Source organism: Microbacterium sp. ZW3a (assembly GCF_057167165.1).
The window spans coordinates 1,420,374-1,440,588 of the sequence record NZ_CM169903.1 but is presented as its reverse complement, the minus strand read 5'-3'; the positions used below and the strand labels follow the sequence as shown (position 1 = coordinate 1,440,588).

Annotated in this window: 18 protein-coding genes; all 18 read left to right on the top strand. The window is 71.3% G+C overall.

Features of this window, described 5'->3' with window-relative positions:
- The first annotated feature begins 17 nt into the window (after positions 1–17).
- The gene (rpoZ, locus tag ACU6WY_RS06750; RefSeq protein ID WP_013586629.1) at positions 18–272 is read left to right on the top strand and encodes a DNA-directed RNA polymerase subunit omega; all 255 of its coding nucleotides are present in this window, start codon (positions 18–20) and stop codon (positions 270–272) included.
- Between the two features lie 93 nt (positions 273–365).
- A complete protein-coding gene (gene metK / locus ACU6WY_RS06745; protein ID WP_483821676.1) occupies positions 366–1,559 on the top strand; it encodes a methionine adenosyltransferase in 1,194 nt (397 codons plus the stop codon).
- Positions 1,560–1,712: 153 nt separating this feature from the next.
- Entirely contained in the window at positions 1,713–3,695 is a 1,983-nt protein-coding gene (locus ACU6WY_RS06740; protein ID WP_483821675.1) for a primosomal protein N' family DNA-binding protein, read from the top strand.
- A gap of 52 nt (positions 3,696–3,747) precedes the next feature.
- Complete coding sequence (fmt, locus tag ACU6WY_RS06735) at positions 3,748–4,665, top strand: methionyl-tRNA formyltransferase (RefSeq protein ID WP_483821674.1); 918 nt, start codon at positions 3,748–3,750, stop codon at positions 4,663–4,665.
- A complete protein-coding gene (locus ACU6WY_RS06730) occupies positions 4,620–6,041 on the top strand; it encodes an RsmB/NOP family class I SAM-dependent RNA methyltransferase (RefSeq protein WP_483821673.1) in 1,422 nt (473 codons plus the stop codon). The genes fmt and ACU6WY_RS06730 overlap by 46 nt, the downstream gene beginning before the upstream one ends.
- Positions 6,042–6,137: 96 nt before the next feature.
- Positions 6,138–6,752 (top strand): ribulose-phosphate 3-epimerase, encoded by a 615-nt coding sequence (gene rpe / locus ACU6WY_RS06725; protein WP_483821867.1) that lies wholly within the window; start codon positions 6,138–6,140, stop codon positions 6,750–6,752.
- 255 nt (positions 6,753–7,007) lie between these two features.
- On the top strand, positions 7,008–7,271 hold the full coding sequence (locus ACU6WY_RS06720; RefSeq protein WP_150956431.1) for a phosphoribosyl-ATP diphosphatase: 264 nt from the start codon (positions 7,008–7,010) through the stop codon (positions 7,269–7,271).
- Positions 7,272–7,317: 46 nt separating this feature from the next.
- Positions 7,318–8,160 (top strand): ATP phosphoribosyltransferase, encoded by an 843-nt coding sequence (gene hisG, locus ACU6WY_RS06715; protein ID WP_483821672.1) that lies wholly within the window; start codon positions 7,318–7,320, stop codon positions 8,158–8,160.
- Positions 8,160–8,924, top strand: a complete 765-nt coding sequence (gene hisF / locus ACU6WY_RS06710) for an imidazole glycerol phosphate synthase subunit HisF (protein ID WP_483821671.1) — start codon at positions 8,160–8,162, stop codon at positions 8,922–8,924. The genes hisG and hisF overlap by 1 nt, the downstream gene beginning before the upstream one ends.
- The gene (gene hisI, locus ACU6WY_RS06705) at positions 8,921–9,268 is read left to right on the top strand and encodes a phosphoribosyl-AMP cyclohydrolase (protein ID WP_483821670.1); all 348 of its coding nucleotides are present in this window, start codon (positions 8,921–8,923) and stop codon (positions 9,266–9,268) included. Before hisF ends, hisI begins: the two co-directional genes overlap by 4 nt.
- Entirely contained in the window at positions 9,268–9,855 is a 588-nt protein-coding gene (locus tag ACU6WY_RS06700) for a Trp biosynthesis-associated membrane protein (RefSeq protein WP_483821669.1), read from the top strand. Before hisI ends, ACU6WY_RS06700 begins: the two co-directional genes overlap by 1 nt.
- A 108-nt stretch (positions 9,856–9,963) precedes the next feature.
- Positions 9,964–10,194, top strand: coding sequence for an HGxxPAAW family protein (locus ACU6WY_RS06695; RefSeq protein ID WP_483821668.1), 231 nt, complete (start codon positions 9,964–9,966; stop codon positions 10,192–10,194).
- Between the two features lie 2 nt (positions 10,195–10,196).
- Positions 10,197–10,973: an indole-3-glycerol phosphate synthase TrpC gene (gene trpC / locus ACU6WY_RS06690; RefSeq protein WP_483821667.1), complete on the top strand. Its 777-nt coding sequence runs from the start codon at positions 10,197–10,199 to the stop codon at positions 10,971–10,973.
- Between the two features lie 5 nt (positions 10,974–10,978).
- The gene (gene trpB, locus ACU6WY_RS06685; RefSeq protein WP_483821866.1) at positions 10,979–12,304 is read left to right on the top strand and encodes a tryptophan synthase subunit beta; all 1,326 of its coding nucleotides are present in this window, start codon (positions 10,979–10,981) and stop codon (positions 12,302–12,304) included.
- Positions 12,301–13,092, top strand: a complete 792-nt coding sequence (trpA, locus tag ACU6WY_RS06680; RefSeq protein ID WP_483821666.1) for a tryptophan synthase subunit alpha — start codon at positions 12,301–12,303, stop codon at positions 13,090–13,092. Before trpB ends, trpA begins: the two co-directional genes overlap by 4 nt.
- 10 nt (positions 13,093–13,102) lie before the next feature.
- Positions 13,103–14,107, top strand: coding sequence for a prolipoprotein diacylglyceryl transferase (lgt, locus tag ACU6WY_RS06675; protein WP_483821665.1), 1,005 nt, complete (start codon positions 13,103–13,105; stop codon positions 14,105–14,107).
- A 52-nt stretch (positions 14,108–14,159) separates the two neighbouring features.
- Positions 14,160–18,737: a glutamate synthase large subunit gene (gene gltB / locus ACU6WY_RS06670; protein WP_483821664.1), complete on the top strand. Its 4,578-nt coding sequence runs from the start codon at positions 14,160–14,162 to the stop codon at positions 18,735–18,737.
- Positions 18,730–20,196 carry a glutamate synthase subunit beta gene (locus ACU6WY_RS06665; protein WP_483821663.1) on the top strand — a complete coding sequence of 489 codons (1,467 nt, stop codon included), beginning with the start codon at positions 18,730–18,732 and terminating at the stop codon, positions 20,194–20,196. The genes gltB and ACU6WY_RS06665 overlap by 8 nt, the downstream gene beginning before the upstream one ends.
- The last annotated feature ends 19 nt before the right edge of the window (positions 20,197–20,215 follow it).

Sequence of the window (20,215 nt, the reverse complement as noted above, 5' to 3'; positions counted from 1 at the left end):
GAACCAGGAGGTTCCCCATGGCCGGACGCAACCAGGGCATCATCGACCCGCCCATCGACGCGCTGCTCGACAAGGTCGACTCCAAGTACCAGCTCGTGATCTACGCGTCCAAGCGCGCGCGCCAGATCAACGACTACTACTCCGACCTGCACGAGGGAAACCTCTTCGACAACGTCGGCCCGCTCGTCGACTCCACCGTCGAAGACAAGCCGCTCACGATCGCTCTGCACGAGATCCACGAGGACAAGCTGCGCCTTCGCGCCGCCGAGTGATCCGTTCACAGATGTGACATCGCCCCGGACGGCCCGCCGCCGTCCGGGGCATACTTGTGCCCGTCCCCAGCCCGAAACCGACCGGGAGTCGTCTTGACCGACCTGCGCCTGTTCACGTCCGAGTCCGTCACCGAAGGACACCCCGACAAGATCTGCGACCAGATCTCCGACAGCATCCTCGACGCGATCCTCACGGAAGACCCCACGGGGCGCGTCGCCGTCGAGACGCTCGTGACCACGGGCCTCGTGCACGTGGCCGGCGAGGTCTCCACGAGCGCGTACGTCGAGATCCCCGCGATCGTGCGCGACGTCGTCAACCGCATCGGGTACACCTCGAGCGAGACCGGCTTCGACGGCGAGTCCTGCGGCGTGAGCGTCTCGATCGGCGCGCAGTCCTCCGACATCGCCGCCGGCGTCAACAAGGCGTTCGAGCAGCGTGAGCGCGGGTCGGTCGACCCCCGCGACCTTCAGGGCGCGGGCGACCAGGGCATCATGTTCGGTTTCGCCACGAACGAGACCCCCCAGCTTATGCCCATGGCGGCGTGGACGGCGCACCGGATCGCCGAGCGCCTGGCGGCGGTGCGACGCGACGGCACGCTCTCGTTCCTGCGCCCCGACGGCAAGACCCAGGTCACCCTCGGCTACGACGGGTTCACCCCCCGCACCGTCGACTCGGTCGTCCTCTCGACGCAGCACCACCCCGACATCTCGCAGGAGGAGCTACGTGCCCTCGCGCAGGCCGAGGTCATCGACCCCGTGTTGCGCGACACCGGGCTCGATCTTCCCGACGTGCAGTACTACATCAACCCCGCGGGCCCGTTCGTCATTGGCGGCCCGAAGGGCGATGCCGGGCTCACCGGCCGCAAGATCATCATCGACACCTACGGCGGGGCCTCGCGCCACGGCGGCGGGGCCTTCAGCGGCAAAGACCCGTCCAAGGTCGACCGCTCCGCGGCCTACGCCATGCGCTGGGTCGCCAAGAACGCCGTCGCGGCGGGCCTGGCCGACCGGCTCGAGGTGCAGGTGGCGTACGCCATCGGCAAGGCCAACCCGGTGGGGCTCTACGTGGAGTCGTTCGGCACCGCGCACGTGGCCGACGACGTGATCGTCCGCGCGATCCGCGATGTGTTCGACCTGCGCCCCAAGGCGATCATCGACCAGCTCGACCTGCTCCGCCCGATCTACGCCCAGACCGCGGCGTACGGCCACTTCGGTCGCGAGCTGCCCGACTTCACCTGGGAGCGCACCGACCGCGTCGACGAGCTGCGCGCCGCCGCCGGACTCTGACGTGTCGACGCCCGCGCCGGGCGTGCACCGCAGCGCCGCACTCCTGGCATCCCTCGGCCCGCGCCCGGGCACACGGCACATCACGGATGCCGCGCGCGTGCGCTCGGGGTGTCGATACGGGCGCGTGAGCGGACGCGTGCACGGAGAACCGGCGTGAGCGCGCGCCGCGTGGCGCGGGTGCAGCTGGACTCGCCCGTGCCGCAGCTCGACCGCCTGTTCGACTACGCCATCCCGCACCCCCTCGTCTCCGACGTCACGCCGGGGGTGCGAGTGAAGGTGCCGCTGCGGTCCGCGGGCCGGATGATGGATGCCTTCGTCGTCGAGGTCGTGGCCGACGACGGCAGCGAGCGGCCCCTGTCGTCGATCGAGAGCGTCGTGTCGACCATGCCGGTGCTCCCGGAGCGGCTGTTCACCCTCGCCCGTCGCGTCGCCGATCGCGCCGCCGGCTCGGTCAGCGACGTGCTGCGCCTGGCGGTCCCCAAACGCATGGTGCGGGCCGAGAAGGCGTGGCTCGCGGCGCCCCCGCCGGAGGCACCCACCGTCGGTCCGGCCGCGCTCACCCACGCCGACGCTCTCCTGGCGCCCTACGCGGGCCTCATCGACGCCCTCGACCGGGGCGAGCGCATCGCCCTCGATGCCCCGCCGCACCCGTCCGGCACGCACGCGCGCGGCGCGTGGGCCGACCTGTTGGCCGCGGCCGCGGTCCACACGCTGGCACGGGGAAAGAGCGCGGTGCTGGTCGTTCCCGATTACCGCGACCAGGCGCAGCTCATGGCGGCACTGGCCGAGCTCGTCCCGGCCGAGGCGGTCGTGCGCGATGATGCCGACCAGTCGGGTCCGGCCCGGTACGCGCAGTATTTGCGCACACTCGCCCCGGTCCCGGTGATCGTGGTCGGGCGGCGCTCGGCGGTGTACGCGCCGGCTCACGACACGGGCCTCGTGGCCACGTGGGACGACGGCGATTCGCTGCTGGCCGAACCGCTCGCGCCGGGCGTGCACGCGCGGGACGCGGCGCTCGTGCGCCAGGAGCTGGAGGGCTCGGCGCTGGTGTTCGCGGGACACACGCGTACGACCGACGTGCAGCGTCTCGTCGAGGTCGGGTACGTGCGCGAGGTGGCTCCGGCGCGGCGTCCGAGCCCGCGGGTCGTGCTCAGCGCGACGCGCGAGGGGGAGTCCCGAACCGCGCGCGTGCCGTCCTCGGCGTTCGCCGCGGCACGCGAGGCCCTGGCTCAGGGCCCGGTGCTCGTGCAGGTGGCGCGACCGGGGTACGCGCCCTCGCTCGTGTGCGCCGACTGCCGTCGCCCCGCACGCTGCGCGCACTGCGCCGGGCCTCTCCGCGCGGCGCGCCCCGGCGCCGTGCCGGTGTGCGCGTGGTGCGGACGCAGCGCGCACGCGTGGACGTGCGGACACTGTGGTTCAGAGAAGCTGCGCATGGCCTCATCGGGCACCGAGCGCACCGCCGACGAACTGGGCCGGGCGTTCCCGAACACGTGCGTGATCATCGCCGACGGCGCGCATCCGGTTGCCGAGGTGGATGCCACCCCCGCCCTGGTGATCGCCACGCGCGGGGCCGAACCCCTGGCCCGCGGCGGGTACCGCGCGGTCATCCTGCTCGACGGCGACCGCATGCTGCAGAACGAGGCCCTCCGCATCGGCGAGCACTGCCTGCGGTGGTGGTCGAACGCGGCGGCACTGGCCGCCCCCGGCGCCCCGGTGCACCTCGTCGGGGTGGCGGGGCCCGTCGCGCGGGCACTGGCCACCTGGACGCAGCCCGCCTACGCGCGGGCGGAGCTGGCCGATCGCGCCCCCCTGCGCATGCCCCCCGCCGTCCGCGTGGCGAGCATCGACGGACACGCCCGGAGCGTCGACGGGCTGATCGCGGAACTGCGCGAGAACGTCCCCGACCTCGACGGCCTCGCGGTGCTCGGCCCCGTCGACACCTCGGCGGCGCCCGACCCACCCACCGCCCGCGCGCTGGTGCGGTTCGACTACGCCCACGGCCGCGCTGTCGCCGAGGCCCTCCGTGCGGGCGTGATCGCCGAGGCACTGCGCGCGCGCAAGTCGACGAAAGACAAGGGGCCGCGACCCCGCAATACACTCAGAGTGCGGCTCGACCTTCCCGAGCCCGACCTCTGAGCGCCGCCGCCCCGGTCACGCCCCGCCCCGCATCCGACGCGTGAGGAGAACCATGCGCCTCGTCTTCGCCGGCACTCCCGCCGTCGCCGTCCCCTCCCTCCGTGCCCTCGCGGCCGGTCCGCACGAGATCGCCGCCGTGGTCACGCGCACCGATGCCCCGCTCGGACGCAAACGTGTGCTCACCCCGTCGCCGGTGGCGCAGGCCGCCGACGAGCTCGGCATCCCCACGATCAAGACCGACCGCCTCGACGACGACGCCACCGCGCGCCTGAGCGCTCTTCGGCCCGACCTCGGCGTGATCGTCGCGTACGGGGGGCTCGTGCGCGAGCCCCTGCTGTCCGCACCCGCGCGCGGCTGGATCAACCTGCACTTCTCGCTCCTCCCGCGCTGGCGGGGAGCGGCCCCCGTGCAGCGCGCGCTCATCGCGGGGGACCGCGAGACCGGGGCGAGCGTGTTCCAGCTCGTCGCCGCCCTCGACGCGGGAGACGTCTTCGCCGAGGAGCGCTACACCGTGCCCGAGAATGCGTCCGCCGGAGACGTGCTCGACGCCCTCGCCGACCTCGGTGCGCCGCTGCTCGCACGGGTCGTCGACACGATCGCCGACGGCACCGCGATCGCCGTCCCGCAGGTCGGCGAGCCGACGCTCGCCCCCAAGCTCACTCTCACCGACGGCGCCCTCGATTTCGCGCAGGATGCCGCGAGCCTCCTCGCCCGCATCGCCGGTGTCACCCCCGAGCCGGGGGCGCACACCCGCATCGACGGCGCGCGCGTGAAGGTGCTGCGCGCGTCGGGAAGCGCGGCGCCGCCCGTGCCGCCGGGCCGGGTGGTGGCATCCGGTCGAGAGATCCTGGTGGGCACGGCGACGACGCCGCTGCGTCTGGAGACCGTCCAGCCGGCGGGTAAGGGCGCGATGGACGCCGGATCATGGTTCCGGGGCCTGCGCACGAGCGACCCGGTGCTGGGCTCGTGAGGGTGCAGGGGGCGCGCGCCGTCGCGTACGACGTGCTGCGCGCGGTCTCGGCCGACGAGGCCTACGCGAACCTGCTCCTGCCCCACGCCATCGAGCGGGCAAAGCTCGACGCGCAGGACGCGGGGCTGGCGACCGAGCTCACCTACGGCACGCTGCGCCGCCGCGGAACCTACGACGCGATCATCGCGGCGGCGGCCGATCGGGGTGTCGACCGGATCGATCCGCCGGTGCTCGACGCGCTGCGGCTCGGCGTGCACCAGCTCCTGTCGACCCGGGTGGCCTCGCACGCCGCGGTGAACGAGTCCGTCGAGCTCGCGCGTCGGCACGGCGGCGGCCGCGGCGCGGCCGGGTTCGCCAACGCGGTGCTGCGCCGTGTGTCGCGTGAAACGCCGGGTCACTGGATGGAGCGCATCACCGTCGCGGCGCGCAGCGACGACGAGCGCCTCGGCCTGACCACGGCGCACCCGGTGTGGATTGTGCGGGCTCTGCGCCGCGCCCTCGCCGCCGAGGGCCGTACCGACGAGCTCGACGCGCTCCTCGAGGCCGACAACGCCGCCCCGCGCGTGGCGATGATCGCCCTCCCGGGTCTCGCCGAGATCCCCGCCGACGCCACGGCCGCGCGCTTCGCCCCCACCGCGTTCACCACGCGCGGTGGCGACCCCGAGGCGCTCATCCGATCCTCGGGCGGGCGCATCCGCGTGCAGGACGAAGGGTCGCAGCTCGCCGCACTCGCCCTGAGCCGCGCGCGCCCGACCGCCGAGGGCGAGAGATGGCTCGACCTGTGCGCCGGTCCGGGCGGGAAGACCGCGCTGCTGGCTGCCGAGGCCCTCGCGGGCGGGGCGCATCTCGACGCCAACGAGATCGTGCCGGCGCGTGCCGGACTCGTGCGTCGGGCCGTGGCATCCGTCCCGATCGAGGTCGACGTGACCGAGGAAGACGGACGCGACCGCGCGGAGGGGGCGGGGGAGCAGTACGACCGCATCCTCGTCGACGCGCCGTGCACCGGAATCGGCGCGCTGCGTCGGCGCCCCGAGGCACGCTGGCGCAAGACGCCGGCCGACGTCCCCGACCTCACCGCGCTGCAGCTCGAGCTCGTGCGGGCCGGGCTGCACGCGCTCAAGCCCGGCGGCATCCTGGCGTACGTCACGTGCTCGCCGCACCTGGCCGAGACCTCGGGCGTGCTCGCCGAGGTGCGGCGGGAGTTCGGCGATACCGTCGACGAGCTCGACGCGCGCGCCGTCGTGCGCGAGATCGCCGGGTCCGACATCGATCTGCCCGCGCAGTCCGACGGCTCTCTGCGAGCCCAGCTGTGGCCGCACCGTCACGGCACAGATGCGATGTCGATCGCGCTTCTGCGCAAGCCCGCGCGGGCGTGAGTCTCCGAGGCAGGACACGGCGCGGAACATAATGGACGGGTGCCCTCTGACGCCCCCCGCATCAACCCGAGCATTCTCGCCGCCGACTTCGTGAACATGGAGGCCGAGCTCGCCCGCATCGCGGGCGCGGACTTCGTGCACGTCGACGTCATGGACAACCACTTCGTGCCGAACCTCACGTTCGGGCCGCAGATGGTGGGCCGGATCCAGGAGACCAGCCCCGTGCCGCTCGACGTCCACCTGATGATCGACGACCCCGACCACTGGGCGCCCGAGTACGCCGAGCTCGGCGCGGCATCCGTCACCTTCCACCTCGAGGCGGCCGCCTCGCCCGTCGCGCTCGCGCGGACACTGCGATCGATCGGCGCGCGCGCCGGCGTGGCCGTGAAACCCGCGACCCCGGTGGAGAACCTCTACGACGTGCTGAACGAGTTCGATCAGATCCTCATCATGACCGTCGAGCCCGGCTTCGGCGGGCAATCCTTTATGCCCGAGACCATGCCCAAACTCCGTACCCTCGCCGACGAGGCCCGGCGTCGCGGGTCGAGCGTCTGGCTGCAGGTCGACGGCGGCATCGGCGACTCCACGATCGCCCAGGCCGCCGAGGCCGGGGCCGACACGTTCGTCGCCGGATCCGCGGTCTTCGGCGCCGACGATCCCGGCCGCGCGATCCAGTCCCTGCGCACCACCGCCGCCCGCCACCGCCACTGACTCCCGCGCCCCGCTGCGCTGCGCCCGTGCCCCGCGCCCCCACGCCGCGCCCACGCCGCGCGCCCGTGCCCCGCGCGCCCACGCCGCGCCCCGCGTCTCCCCCCTGCCTGATAAACGCGATGCGCGCGTGGAAACGCGCCGTCTGCCCGTTTCTTCGCGCGGACGCCGTTTATCGCCCAAGTGGAAGCGCTGCCGGAAGCGCTGGTGGAGGCGCTGCCGGACACAGGCTCGCCTACGACCCGATACCCTGGAATCGTGAAAACCTTCGACGACCTGTTCGCCGAGCTGAGCGCCAAGGCCGTCGAACGCCCGGCCGGCTCCGGCACCGTCGCCCAACTCGACGCGGGCGTGCACGCCATCGGCAAGAAGATCGTCGAGGAAGCCGCCGAAGTGTGGATGGCCGCCGAGTACGAGTCCGATGAGGCCGCCGCCGAGGAGATCTCGCAGCTGCTCTACCACCTGCAGACGCTCATGCTCGCGAAGGGCCTGTCGCTCGAAGACGTGTACCGACATCTCTGAGCCGCTCCCGCACCCCCGACGCTCACCTCACACGAAAGCCCCCGTCATGCTGCGAATTGCCGTGCCGAACAAGGGGTCGCTCGCCGAAACCGCCGCCGAGATGCTCTCGGAGGCCGGATACACCGGACGACGCGACTCGAAAGACCTGTACACCGTCGACCCCGTCAACGAGGTCGAGTTCTTCTACCTCCGCCCGCGTGACATCGCGACCTACGTCGGCTCGGGCGCGCTCGACGTCGGCATCACCGGCCGCGACCTGCTCCTCGACGCCCGCATGCCCGGCGCACGCGAGGTCGAGTCGCTCGGCTTCGCCGGCTCCACCTTCCGCTTCGCCGGCCGCCCCGGCCGCTTCTCCGACGTCGGTGATCTGCAGGGTCTCCGCGTCGCCACGGCCTACCCGGGCCTCGTCGACGCGTTCCTCGACGAGCGCGGCGTGGCCGTCGACATCGTGCCGCTCGACGGCGCGGTCGAATCCGCGGTGCAGTTGGGCGTGGCGGATGCCGTGGCCGACGTCGTCTCGACCGGCACGACGCTGCGTCAGGCGGGGCTCGAGATCTTCGGTCCGGTGCTCCTGGAGTCCGACGCCGTCCTCATCGCGGGACCGCAGGAAGCCGAGGGCACCGAGACGCTGCTGCGGCGCCTTCGCGGTGTGCTCGCGGCCCGCAAGTACGTGCTCGTCGACTACGACCTCCCCGCGGCCCTCATCGATCAGGCGATCGCGGTGGCCCCGGGACTGGAGTCGCCCACGATCTCGCCGCTGCGCGACCCCGAGTGGGTGGCCGTGCGCGTGATGAGCCCGCGCCGCGACGTCAACCGCGTCATGGACGAGCTGTACGCCATCGGCGCCCGCGCGATCCTGGTGACCGAGATCCTCGCCGCGAGGCTCTGATGACCCTCGCGCGTCGCATCATCCCGTGCCTCGACGTCGCGGCCGGCCGCGTCGTGAAGGGCGTGAACTTCCTCGACCTCCGCGACATGGGCGACCCGGTCGAACTGGCGAAGCTGTACTTCGAGCAGGGCGCCGACGAGATCACGTTCCTGGACGTGACCGCGACGGTCGACGAGCGCGCCACGACGTATGACGTGGTCCGCCGCACGGCCGAGCAGGTGTTCATCCCCCTCACCGTGGGTGGGGGAGTGCGCTCGACCGACGATGTCGCCCGCCTGCTCTCCGTCGGGGCCGACAAGATCGGCGTCAACTCCGCCGCGATCGCCCGCCCGGGCCTCATCGACGAGATCGCCGACCGCTTCGGCGCGCAAGTCATCGTGCTCTCGCTCGACGTCAAGCGCGCGGCATCCACCCCCTCTGGCTTCGTCGTGACGACGCACGGTGGTCGCACCGAGACCACGCTCGACGCGCTCGAGTGGGCCCGCGAGGCTGTCGAGCGCGGGGCCGGCGAGCTGCTGGTGAACTCCATCGACGCCGACGGCACGAAGCAGGGCTTCGACCTCGAGCTCGTCCGGCTCATGCGCCAGGTCGCCGCGGTTCCGGTGATCGCCTCGGGCGGCGCGGGCGCGCTGGAGCACTTCGCCCCGGCCGTCGAGGCCGGCGCCGATGCCGTGCTCGCGGCATCCGTCTTCCACTCCGGTCAGCTCACGGTCGGTCAGGTCAAAGACGCGATGGCCGCCGAAGGCATCGAGGTGCGCCGATGAACGTCGACGCCGTCGCCCGCGTGAAGTACGACGCCGACGGTCTCGTCACCGCCGTCGTCCAGCAGTTCGACACGCGCGAAGTGCTCATGGTCGGGTGGATGGATGCCGAGTCCCTCCGCCGCACCCTGACCACCGGCCGCGTCACGTTCTGGTCGCGCTCGCGTCAGGAGTACTGGCGCAAGGGCGACACCTCCGGGCACATCCAGATCGTCAAGGGCGCGCGCGTGGACTGCGACGGCGACACCCTGCTGATCGAGGTCGACCAGGTCGGTGCCGCGTGCCACACCGGAGACCACACGTGCTTCGACGCCACCGACCTCGAGCCCGTCGTAGGGGAGGGCTGATGCGCCGAGCGCGCTCACTCGCCGTCGTCGGCATGCTCCTGGCCGGCGCGCTGGGGGTCATCGCCTCGACGCAGACGTGGATCGACGTGACGCTCGCCGACGGCGCGCAGCAGGCGCTCGCGGTTCCCGGGTCGGATGCCATTCCCGTGCTCACCCCGCTGAGCCTCGCCGCCCTCGCGCTCGGAGCGGCGCTGTCGATCGTGGGCCCGGTTCTGCGGTACGTCCTCGGCGCGCTCGCCCTGGCGATCGCCGGCGCCCTGGGCGTCACCACCGCCCAGCTCCTCCTGACGATGCCGGTGTCGGCCACGGCCGCCACGGTCACCGAAGCGACCGGCATCTCGGGGGTGGATGCCGTCGCCGACCTCGTGTCGTCGATGTCGCTGACCCCGTGGCCCGCCGTGAGCCTGCTCGCGCAGATCCTCCTCGCTGCGGCGGCCGTCTTCACCCTCGTGACCGCGCGCCGCTGGCAGGGGAGTGCGGGTCGGAAGTACCGCACCGCGGCGGACGCCCCCGCCGACACCTCGCGTCCGCACGACGCCATCGACTCGTGGGACGACCTCTCCCGCGGCGACGACCCGACCGCCTGACCCCTCGGGTGCGACGACGTCGAAACGTCGGCACCGGGCGGGCCCGCCCGTTTCGATAGACTGAGCCCACGCGTTATCCCGCGCCTGCGCGCGACTCGAAGGAGCCCCATGAGCAACCCCATCGGCGATCCCGGCCACGGACACTCGCCCGCCGCCTGGACGGCCGTGATCATCATGCTCGTCGCGATCGCGATCGGCACGGTGTTCTTCTACCTCGAGCAGCCGATCCTCGTCTGGGCTTCGGTCGGTCTGCTCGTCGTCGGCGCGATCGTCGGCTGGGCCATGTCGAAGGCCGGTTACGGCGCGGACGGCGCGAAGTCCAACCCGAAGGCGCACTGACCGTGCTGGCCGATCTGACGGCCGGAGCGGTAGAAGACGCGGAGCAGCGCGCGCAGACGCGTCCGCTCGCCTCGGTCGAGCGCGACGCTCTCGCCCAGACACCCGCGCGCGATGCGCTCGCGATGCTCGCTCCCGCCGAGCGCGTGAAGGTCATCGCCGAGGTCAAGCGCGCGAGTCCCTCCCGCGGCGACCTCGCAGAGATCCCCGACCCGGCACGCCAGGCGCGCCTGTACGAAGAGGGCGGCGCCTCCGCGATCTCGGTGCTGACCGAGGCGCGAAAGTTCAAGGGGAGCCTGGCCGACCTCGAGTCCGTGCGCGCCGCGGTGTCGGTGCCGGTGCTCCGCAAGGACTTCCTCGCCACGCCCTATCAGGTGCTCGAAGCCCGCGCGTCCGGCGCCGACCTCGTACTCCTCATCGTCGCGGCGCTCGACCAGAAGACCCTGGCCGAGCTCTACGCCCTCACCAACGACCTCGGCATGACCGCGCTCGTCGAGACCCATTCCGCCGAAGAACTCGATCGTGCCGCCGACCTCGGCGCGAAGCTCATCGGCGTCAACGCCCGTAACCTCTCGACGTTCGAGCTCGACCGCGATCTGTTCGGTCGCCTGGCCGACCGGTTCCCCGCCGACGCGATCAAGATCGCCGAGTCGGCCGTCCTCGCCCCCGCCGACGTCGCGCACTACCGGTCCGCCGGTGCCGATGTCGTGCTCGTCGGCGAAGCGCTCGTGACCGGAGACCCCGTCGCGACCCTGCGTGCTTTCCTCCAGGAGACCCCATGACCACCGTGAGCCTGCGCGACCAGAAGGGGCCGTTCTTCGGCGACTTCGGCGGTCGGTATATGCCCGAATCCCTCATCGCGGCGATCGACGAGCTCACCGCGGTGTGGGAATCGGCGATGACCGACCCGGCATTCCTCGCCGAGCTGCAGGCGCTCCTGCACGACTACGCCGGCCGCCCCTCCGTGCTCACCGAGGTCCCGCGTTTCGCCGAGCACGCCGGCGGCGCCCGCATCTTCCTCAAGCGCGAAGACCTCAACCACACCGGTTCGCACAAGATCAACAACGTGCTCGGCCAGGCGCTGCTGACCAAGCGCCTCGGCAAGACGCGCGTGATCGCCGAGACCGGCGCCGGACAGCACGGCGTCGCCACGGCCACCGCCGCCGCGCTCTTCGGGCTCGACTGCGTCGTCTACATGGGCGAGGTCGACACCGAGCGGCAGGCCCTCAACGTCGCGCGCATGCGCCTGCTGGGTGCCGAGGTCGTGCCGGTCACGACGGGCTCCCGCACGCTGAAAGACGCGATCAACGAGGCGTACCGCGACTGGGTCTCGTCGGTCGAGACGACCAACTACATCTTCGGAACGGCCGCCGGGCCCCACCCGTTCCCGGCGATGGTCCGCGACTTCCAGAAGATCATCGGCGAAGAGACGCGCGCGCAGTTCCTCGAGCGCCTCGGGCGCCTTCCCGACGCGGTGTTCGCCTGCGTCGGCGGCGGGTCCAACGCCATCGGCATGTTCGACGCCTTCCTCGACGACGAGGGCGTGGCCCTGTACGGCGTCGAGGCGGCCGGCGACGGCGTCGACACCCCGAAGCACGCGGCCTCCATCGGCCGCGGACGCCCCGGCGTGCTGCACGGCGCCCGCACCTACGTCCTGCAGGACGACGACGGCCAGACCACCGAGTCGCACTCGATTTCGGCCGGCCTCGACTACCCCGGCGTCGGCCCCGAGCACGCCTGGCTGGCCGACATCGGCCGCGCGCAGTACATCCCCGCGACCGACGACGAGGCCATGCAGGCCCTCCGCCTCCTCTCGCGCACCGAGGGGATCATCCCCGCGATCGAGTCGGCCCATGCCCTGGCGGGCGCGCTGCGCATCGGGCGGGAGCTCGGCCCGGATGCCATCATCGCGGTGAACCTCTCCGGTCGCGGCGACAAAGACATGGACACCGCCGCCCGCTACTTCTCTCTCTACGACGCCGACCACGCGGAGCCTTCTCCGGCGGAGTCGGCCCAGACCGCGGGCGCCGCCGACGTGGCATCCGCCCCCGGTTCGCCCGTCGCGGTCACCCCGGCCCCGGATGCCGCGAGCGGTGCGGGGGTCGAGCTGTGACCTCGCGCGTCTCGGCGGCGATCGACGCCGCCCACGCCGACGGGCGCGGCGCCTTCGTCGGCTACCTGCCGGCGGGTTTCCCCGATGTGGCCACGAGCATCGAGGCCGCCGTCGCACTGGCCGAGGCCGGAGCCGACGTGATTGAGCTCGGGCCGCCCTACAGCGATCCCGTCATGGACGGCCTGATCATCCAGGAGGCCACGCAGACGGCCCTGGCCAACGGCTTCCGCATGCGCGACCTGTTCACGATCATCCGCGAGGTGACGGCGCGCACCGACGTGCCGGTGCTCGTGATGACGTACTGGAACCTCGTCGAGCAGTACGGGGTCGATCGCTACGCCGACGATCTCGTCGCCGCCGGGGGAGCGGGCCTCATCACGCCCGACATCACCCCCGATGCCGCGGCCGCGTGGATCGCGGCGAGCGAGCGCACCGGTCTCGACCGTGTCTTCCTCGCCGCCCCCACCTCCACCGACGAGCGCCTCGAGATGATCGTGGGGGCCTCGACCGGCTTCGTGTACACCGTCTCGACGATGGGCATCACGGGCGAGCGAGCCGAACTGGATGCCGCGGCCCGGGGGCTCGTCGGTCGTCTGCGCTCCCACGGCGCGGCGCACGCGTGCGTCGGTATCGGTATCTCCAACGCGGCCCAGGTCGCGGGAGTCGTCGAGTACGCCGACGGCGCGATCGTCGGCACGGCCCTGGTGAAGGCACTCCGCGACGGCGGCGTCGAAGCTCTCGGTGCCCTCGCTCGTGAGCTGTCCGCGGGCACCGCGCACCGCGCCTAGACTCAATTCCATGACGTTCGCCCTTCCGAGCGCCGCCTCCGGCGTGCTCGCCAGCATCCCGAGCCCCTCGATCTCGTCCATCGATGTGGGGCCTCTGCCGATCCGCTTCTATGCCCTGTGCATCGTCGCGGGCATCATCGTGGCGGTGTTCCTCACCAACGCGCGACTGACGCGTCGCGGAGCAGAGAAGTGGGTCGTCATCGACATCTGCCTGCTGGCGGTGCCGCTCGCGATCATCGTCGCGCGTATCTATCACGTCGTCACTCACCTCGGTTTCTACTTCGGCCCCGGGTCCAACCCGTGGAACATCACGCAACCGGGGTCGGTGTGGGCGATCTGGGAGGGCGGCATCGCCATCTACGGCGCGCTCATCGGCGGTGCGATCGGCGCCTACCTCGGATGCCGCTGGACCGGCATCCGGTTCTGGACCTTCGCCGACGCACTGGCGCCCGGCCTGATCATCGCCCAGGCGATGGGCCGCTTCGGCAACTGGTTCAACCAGGAGCTCTTCGGCCAGCCGACCGACCTCCCGTGGGGCCTCGAGATCGCCCCCGGCAACCCCGCGATCCCCGTCGGTCTGCCCGAGGGCACGCTCTTCCACCCGACCTTCCTGTACGAAGTGATCTGGAACCTGCTGGGCGCGGCCGTCATCCTGTGGGCGGGCAAGAAGTTCACGATGCAGTGGGGCCGCCAGTTCGGCCTCTACCTCGTCTGGTACAGCGCGGGACGTATCGTGTGGGAGTCGATCCGCATCGACCCGAGCGACATCATCCTGGGGCTGCGCACCAACGTCTGGGCGGCGATCTTCGGCGTGCTCATCGGTCTGGCGATCCTGGTGGTGCAGAAGCGCCGCCACCCGGGCCTCGAGCCCTCGCCGTACGTGCCCGGGCGCGAGTCCAAGGCTCCGGGGGCTGTAGACTCAACCGACCCCTCTGACTTCGTCGACGTGAGCGAGCCGCCCGCGACGAACGACACCGTCGGCACCAGCGCCACAAGCAGCCCCGCCACGAATTGACATCCCGGGCCGACGTCGTCCCATTCGCAGCATCAACATGAGGACGGTTGGTATGGCTTCGAGCTCCCGTTCCGGCGCCGTCGGCGGCGCTTTTCCCGCCCGGCAGGGCATGTACGACCCGGCGTTCGAGAAGGACGCCTGTGGTCTGGCCATGGTCGCCACGCTCCGTGGCGAGCCCGGTCACGACATCGTCGACCTGGCGCTGACGGCTCTGCGCAACCTCGAGCACCGCGGTGCCATTGGATCGGATGCGGGCACCGGTGACGGTGCGGGCATCCTCACCCAGATGCCCGACGCTTTCCTGCGCGCGGTGGTCGACTTCGACCTGCCGCCGATGGGGGAGTACGCCGCGGGAATGGTGTTCCTGCCGCTCGGGCACGACGAGCGCGCCGCGCAGAAGGCCGGCATCGAAGAGATCGCCCGTGCCGAGAACATCGAGGTGCTGGGCTGGCGCGAAGTGCCCACCGAGCCCGAAAACCTCGGCAAGCTCGCCTACGACGCGCGCCCCGCGTTCGAGCAGCTGTTCGTCTCGCGTCCGGCGGTCGGCGATCAGCCCGCCCTGTCGGGCATCGCGCTGGACCGCCGCGTCTACCGGCTCCGCAAGCGCGCCCGGCACGAGCTCGACGCCTACTTCGTCTCGCTGTCCAGCCGCACGCTCGGGTACAAGGGCATGGTCACGACGCTGCAGCTCGAGCCGTTCTACCCCGACCTGCAAGACGAGCGTTTCGCCTCCGAGCTCGCCGTCGTGCACTCGCGGTACTCCACGAACACCTTCCCGTCGTGGCCGCTTGCCCAGCCCCTGCGCATGCTCGCCCACAACGGCGAGATCAACACCGTTAAGGGCAACCGCAACTGGATGCGCGCGCGGCAGTCGCAGCTGGAGTCCGAGCTCATCGGCGACGTCCGCCCGCTGCTGCCCATCTGCACAGAGGGCGCGAGTGACTCGGCCTCCTTCGACGAGGTGCTCGAGCTTCTGACCCTCACCGGTCGCAGCCTCCCGCACGCGATCATGATGATGGTTCCCGAGGCCTACGAGAAGCAGGCCACGATCGATGCCGACCTGCGCGCGTTCTACGACTACCACTCCATGCAGATGGAGCCGTGGGACGGTCCGGCCGCCCTCATCTTCACCGACGGCACGCTCGTGGGCGCGACCCTCGACCGCAACGGCCTGCGCCCGGGACGCTGGACCGAGACGACCGACGGTCTCGTCGTGATCGGCTCGGAGACCGGCGTGCTCGACTTCGCACCCGAGCGCATCAAGCGCCGCGGCCGTCTGCAGCCTGGTCGGATGTTCCTCGTCGACACGGCCCAGCGCCGCATCGTCGAGGACGAGGAGATCAAGAAGCAGCTCGCGACTCTCGAGCCGTGGCAGGAGTGGCTCGACGCGGGCCGCGTGCGCCTGTCGGAGCTGCCCGAGCGCGAGCACATCGTCCACCCGATCGCGTCGATCACCCGTCGCCAGCGCACCTTCGGCTACACCGAAGAAGAGGTCCGGATCCTGCTGACCCCCATGGGGCAGAACGGCGCCGAGCCCCTCGGGGCCATGGGCAGCGACGCGCCCGTGGCCGTGCTCAGCGACCGCCCGCGGCTGCTGTTCGACTACTTCACGCAGCAGTTCGCGCAGGTCACCAACCCGCCGCTGGACTCGATACGCGAAGAGGTCGTCACCTCGCTCTCTCTGGGTCTCGGCCCCGAGCGCAACCTCCTCGACTGGGGTCCCGAGCACACGCGCACCGTGACGCTCGACTTCCCGGTGATCGACAACGACGAGCTCGCCAAGATCCAGCACATCGACACCGCCCTGCCGGGGCGCTCCTCGGTGACGATCCGCGGTCTCTACCGCGTCGAAGCGGGGCACAAGGGGCTGCAGAAGCGCCTCACCCAGATGTGCTCCGAGGTCGACCAGGCGATCGAGGACGGCGCGGAGTTCATCGTGCTCAGCGACCGCGACTCCAACAAAGACCTGGCGCCCATCCCGTCGCTGCTCATGCTCGCCGCGGTGCACCACCACCTCATCCGCAAAGAGACCCGCATGAAGGTCGGTCTCGTGGTCGAGGCCGGCGATGTGCGCGAGGTGCACCACGTCGCGACCCTCATCGGCTACGGCGCCTCGGCGGTCAACCCGTACCTGGCGATGGAGACCGTCGAGTACCTCGTGCGCGCCGGCTTCATCACCGGTGTCACGCCCGAGAAGGCCGTCAAGAACCTGATCTACGCGCTCGGCAAGGGCGTGCTGAAGATCATGTCGAAGATGGGCATCTCGACCGTGTCGTCGTACGCGGGCGCGCAGGTCTTCGAGGCCGTCGGACTCTCGCGCGAGTTCGTGGAGGCGTACTTCACGGGCACCGAGAGCAAGCTCGGCGGCGTCGGGCTCGACGTCATCGCGACCGAGAACGCGGCCCGTCACGAGTACGCCTACCCCGAGGACGCCGCGGCGCGCGCCCACGAGCGCCTGTGGACCGGTGGCGAGTACCAGTGGCGCCGTGACGGTGCGCCGCACCTGTTCAACCCCGACACGGTGTTCCGTCTGCAGCACGCCACGCGGGAGCGTCGCTACGACATCTTCCGCGAGTACACCCAGCTCATCGACGACCAGGCGCACGAGCTCAAGACGCTCCGTGGCCTGTTCTCGCTGCGCACCGGTCAGCGCCCGCCCGTGCCCATCGACGAGGTCGAGCCCGTCTCGGCGATCGTCAAGCGCTTCCAGACGGGAGCGATGAGCTACGGCTCGATCTCCCAGGAGGCGCACGAGACCCTGGCGATCGCGATGAACCGCATCGGCGGCAAGTCGAACACCGGTGAAGGTGGCGAAGACGTCGAGCGTCTGCTCGACCCCAAGCGTCGCAGCGCCATCAAGCAGGTGGCATCCGGTCGGTTCGGTGTGACGAGCCTGTACCTCACCGAGGCCGACGACATCCAGATCAAGCTCGCACAGGGCGCCAAGCCCGGCGAGGGTGGTCAGCTGCCGCCGACCAAGGTGTACCCGTGGGTCGCCCGCACGCGTCACGCGACCGCGGGCGTGGGTCTCATCTCGCCCCCGCCGCACCACGACATCTACTCGATCGAAGACCTCAAGCAGCTGATCTTCGACCTCAAGCGCGCCAACCCCCGCGCCCGCATCCACACCAAGCTCGTGAGCCAGTCGGGTATCGGTGCGGTTGCGGCCGGCGTCGCCAAGGCGTTGAGCGATGTCATCCTCGTCTCGGGACAGGACGGCGGCACGGGCGCGAGCCCGATGAACTCGCTCAAGCACGCGGGCACCCCGTGGGAGCTGGGCCTGGCCGAGACGCAGCAGACGCTCATGCTCAACGGCATGCGCGACCGCGTCGTGGTGCAGGTCGACGGTCAGATGAAGACCGGTCGCGACGTCATCATCGGCGCGCTGTTGGGCGCCGAGGAGTTCGGTTTCGCGACCGCTCCGCTGGTGGTCTCGGGCTGCATCATGATGCGGGTCTGCCACCTCGACACGTGCCCGGTGGGTGTCGCGACGCAGAACCCGGTTCTGCGCGAACGCTTCACCGGCAAGGCCGAGTACGTCGTGAACTTCATGGAGTTCATCGCGCAGGAGGTGCGCGAGTACCTCGCCGCCCTCGGCTACCGTTCGATCGACGAGATCGTCGGCCGCTCCGAGCTCCTCGACGTCAACGGCGCCGTGGAGCACTGGAAGGCCCGGGGCCTCAACCTCGCCCCGATCCTCGAGGGTCCGCGCTTCGCCGACGACGAGCCCCGTCGTCACGGTCGCAACCAGGACCACGAGCTCGACGAGCACTTCGACGTGCAGCTCATCGAGCGCGCGCAAGACGTCATCGCCCACGGGGGACAGATCACGATCGAGCTCCCGGTGCGCAACACCGCGCGCGCGGTCGGGACCATGCTCGGTCACCACGTGACCAAGGCCCACGGCGAGCACGGCCTGCCCGACGGCGCGATCGACGTGCGCCTGACCGGCTCGGCCGGACAGTCGTTCGGCGCGTTCATGCCCGCCGGCATCACGCTGCGCCTCGAGGGCGACTCCAACGACTACGTGGGCAAGGGACTCTCGGGCGGCAAGATCGTCGTGCGTCCGCCGCGTGGGTCGTCGTTCGCGGCGTCCGAGAACGTCATCGCCGGAAACGTCATCGGCTACGGCGCCACGCAGGGGCAGATGTTCCTCAATGGCGTCGTCGGCGAGCGGTTCCTCGTGCGCAACTCCGGGGCGACCGCGGTCGTCGAGGGCGTGGGCGACCACGCGCTGGAGTACATGACCGGTGGTCTGGCCGTCATCCTCGGCGAGACCGGCCGCAACCTCGGCGCGGGCATGTCCGGCGGACAGGCCTACGTGTACAAGCTCGACGTCGACCTGGTGAACCGCGAGGCCATGGCATCCGGTGAGCTCGAGCTCGGCGCCCTCGGATCGGGGGATGCCGAGATCCTGCGCGACCTGCTTGAGAAGCACGTCGCCGAGACCGATTCCACGCTGGCCCGTCGTCTGCTCGCGGACTTCGAGGTCGAGGTGGAGAACTTCGTCCGGGTACTGCCGCGCGACTACGCCGCGGTGCTGCAAACCCGCCAGGAGGCGGTCGCCGAGGGGCTGGACCCCGACGGCGACGTCGTCTGGACGCGCATTCTGGAGGTGACGGGTGGCTGACCCGAAGGGCTTTCTCAAGACCACGCAGCGGGAGCTTCCGCCGCGTCGTCCCGTTCCCGTGCGGATCATGGACTGGAAAGAGGTGTACGAGCCGGGTGACCAGGCCGTCCTCCGTCGCCAGGCCGGCCGCTGCATGGACTGCGGCATCCCGTTCTGCCACCAGGGCTGCCCGCTGGGGAACCTGATTCCCGAGTGGAACGACCTCACCTGGCGCGGCGAGGGGCGTGCGGCGATCGAACGCCTGCACGCGACGAACAACTTCCCGGAGTTCACCGGGCGGCTGTGCCCGGCGCCGTGCGAGAGCTCGTGCGTACTGGGCATCAACCAGCCCCCCGTGACGATCAAGCAGGTCGAGGTCTCGATCATCGACGAGGCGTTCTCGAACGGCTGGGTCGAGCCCGAGCCGCCGGAGCGCCTGACCGGCAAGACGGTCGCCGTCGTCGGCTCCGGCCCCGCCGGTCTCGCCGCCGCCCAGCAGCTCACGCGCGCCGGACACACGGTCGCCGTGTACGAGCGCGACGACCGGATCGGCGGACTGCTGCGCTACGGCATCCCCGACTTCAAGATGGAGAAGCGCCACCTCGAGCTGCGCCTGCGCCAGATGCAGGCGGAGGGCACCCGCTTCCGCGCGGGCGTCCAGATCGGCACCGACATCTCGTGGAGCGACCTGCGCGCGCGCTACGACGCCGTCGTGGTGGCCACCGGTTCCACGGTGCCGCGTGACCTGGCGATCCCCGGCCGCGACCTCGACGGCGTGCACTTCGCGATGGAGTACCTCGTCGAGGGCAACAAGGCCGTCGCGGGTGACCAGGTGCCGCAGCAGATCAGCGCCGAGGGTAAGCACGTCGTCGTCATCGGCGGTGGCGACACGGGCGCCGACTGCATCGGTACCGCGCACCGGCAGGGCGCGCTGAGCGTGACCAACCTGGCGATCGGCACGCAGCCGCCGTCGGAGCGGACCGCCGATCAGCCGTGGCCGATGATGCCGAACCTGTTCGAGGTCACCTCGGCGCACGAGGAGGGCGGTGAGCGCACCTTCCTCGCCTCGACGGTCGAGTTCCTCGGCAACGCCGCGGGCGAGGTCCGGGCGCTCCGCGTCGCCGAGACCGAGTACGTCGACGGCCGTCGCGTACCCAAGAGCGGCACCGAGCGCGAGATCCCCGCCGACCTGGTGCTCATCGCGATGGGCTTCACGGGTGCCGAGCGCGAGCACCTCGAGCACCAGCTGGGGGCGCAGTTCACCGGGCGCGGCAACGTCGAGCGCGACGCCACCTACGCCACGACCGCCCCGGGCGTGTTCGTGGCCGGCGACGCGGGACGCGGCCAGTCGCTCATCGTGTGGGCGATCGCCGAGGGTCGCGCCGCGGCCGCGGAGGTCGACACGTTCCTCATGGGCGAGACGGTGCTGCCTGCACCGGTGCGCCCAACCGATGTCGCCATCGGCCTCCTGCCCGCCTAAGCTGGCAAGGGCCGATCGG

What these genes read in the sequence shown, in the direction of transcription:
- gltB (WP_483821664.1), top strand. Translation starts at nt 14,160, where the DNA reads ATGGCTTCGAGCTCCCGTTCCGGCGCCGTCGGCGGCGCTTTTCCCGCC.
- ACU6WY_RS06695 (WP_483821668.1), top strand. Translation starts at nt 9,964, where the DNA reads ATGAGCAACCCCATCGGCGATCCCGGCCACGGACACTCGCCCGCCGCC.
- hisI (WP_483821670.1), top strand. Translation starts at nt 8,921, where the DNA reads ATGAACGTCGACGCCGTCGCCCGCGTGAAGTACGACGCCGACGGTCTC.
- ACU6WY_RS06730 (WP_483821673.1), top strand. Translation starts at nt 4,620, where the DNA reads ATGGTTCCGGGGCCTGCGCACGAGCGACCCGGTGCTGGGCTCGTGAGG.
- hisF (WP_483821671.1), top strand. Translation starts at nt 8,160, where the DNA reads ATGACCCTCGCGCGTCGCATCATCCCGTGCCTCGACGTCGCGGCCGGC.
- rpe (WP_483821867.1), top strand. Translation starts at nt 6,138, where the DNA reads ATGGAGGCCGAGCTCGCCCGCATCGCGGGCGCGGACTTCGTGCACGTC.
- lgt (WP_483821665.1), top strand. Translation starts at nt 13,103, where the DNA reads ATGACGTTCGCCCTTCCGAGCGCCGCCTCCGGCGTGCTCGCCAGCATC.
- ACU6WY_RS06700 (WP_483821669.1), top strand. Translation starts at nt 9,268, where the DNA reads ATGCGCCGAGCGCGCTCACTCGCCGTCGTCGGCATGCTCCTGGCCGGC.
- hisG (WP_483821672.1), top strand. Translation starts at nt 7,318, where the DNA reads ATGCTGCGAATTGCCGTGCCGAACAAGGGGTCGCTCGCCGAAACCGCC.
- rpoZ (WP_013586629.1), top strand. Translation starts at nt 18, where the DNA reads ATGGCCGGACGCAACCAGGGCATCATCGACCCGCCCATCGACGCGCTG.
- fmt (WP_483821674.1), top strand. Translation starts at nt 3,748, where the DNA reads ATGCGCCTCGTCTTCGCCGGCACTCCCGCCGTCGCCGTCCCCTCCCTC.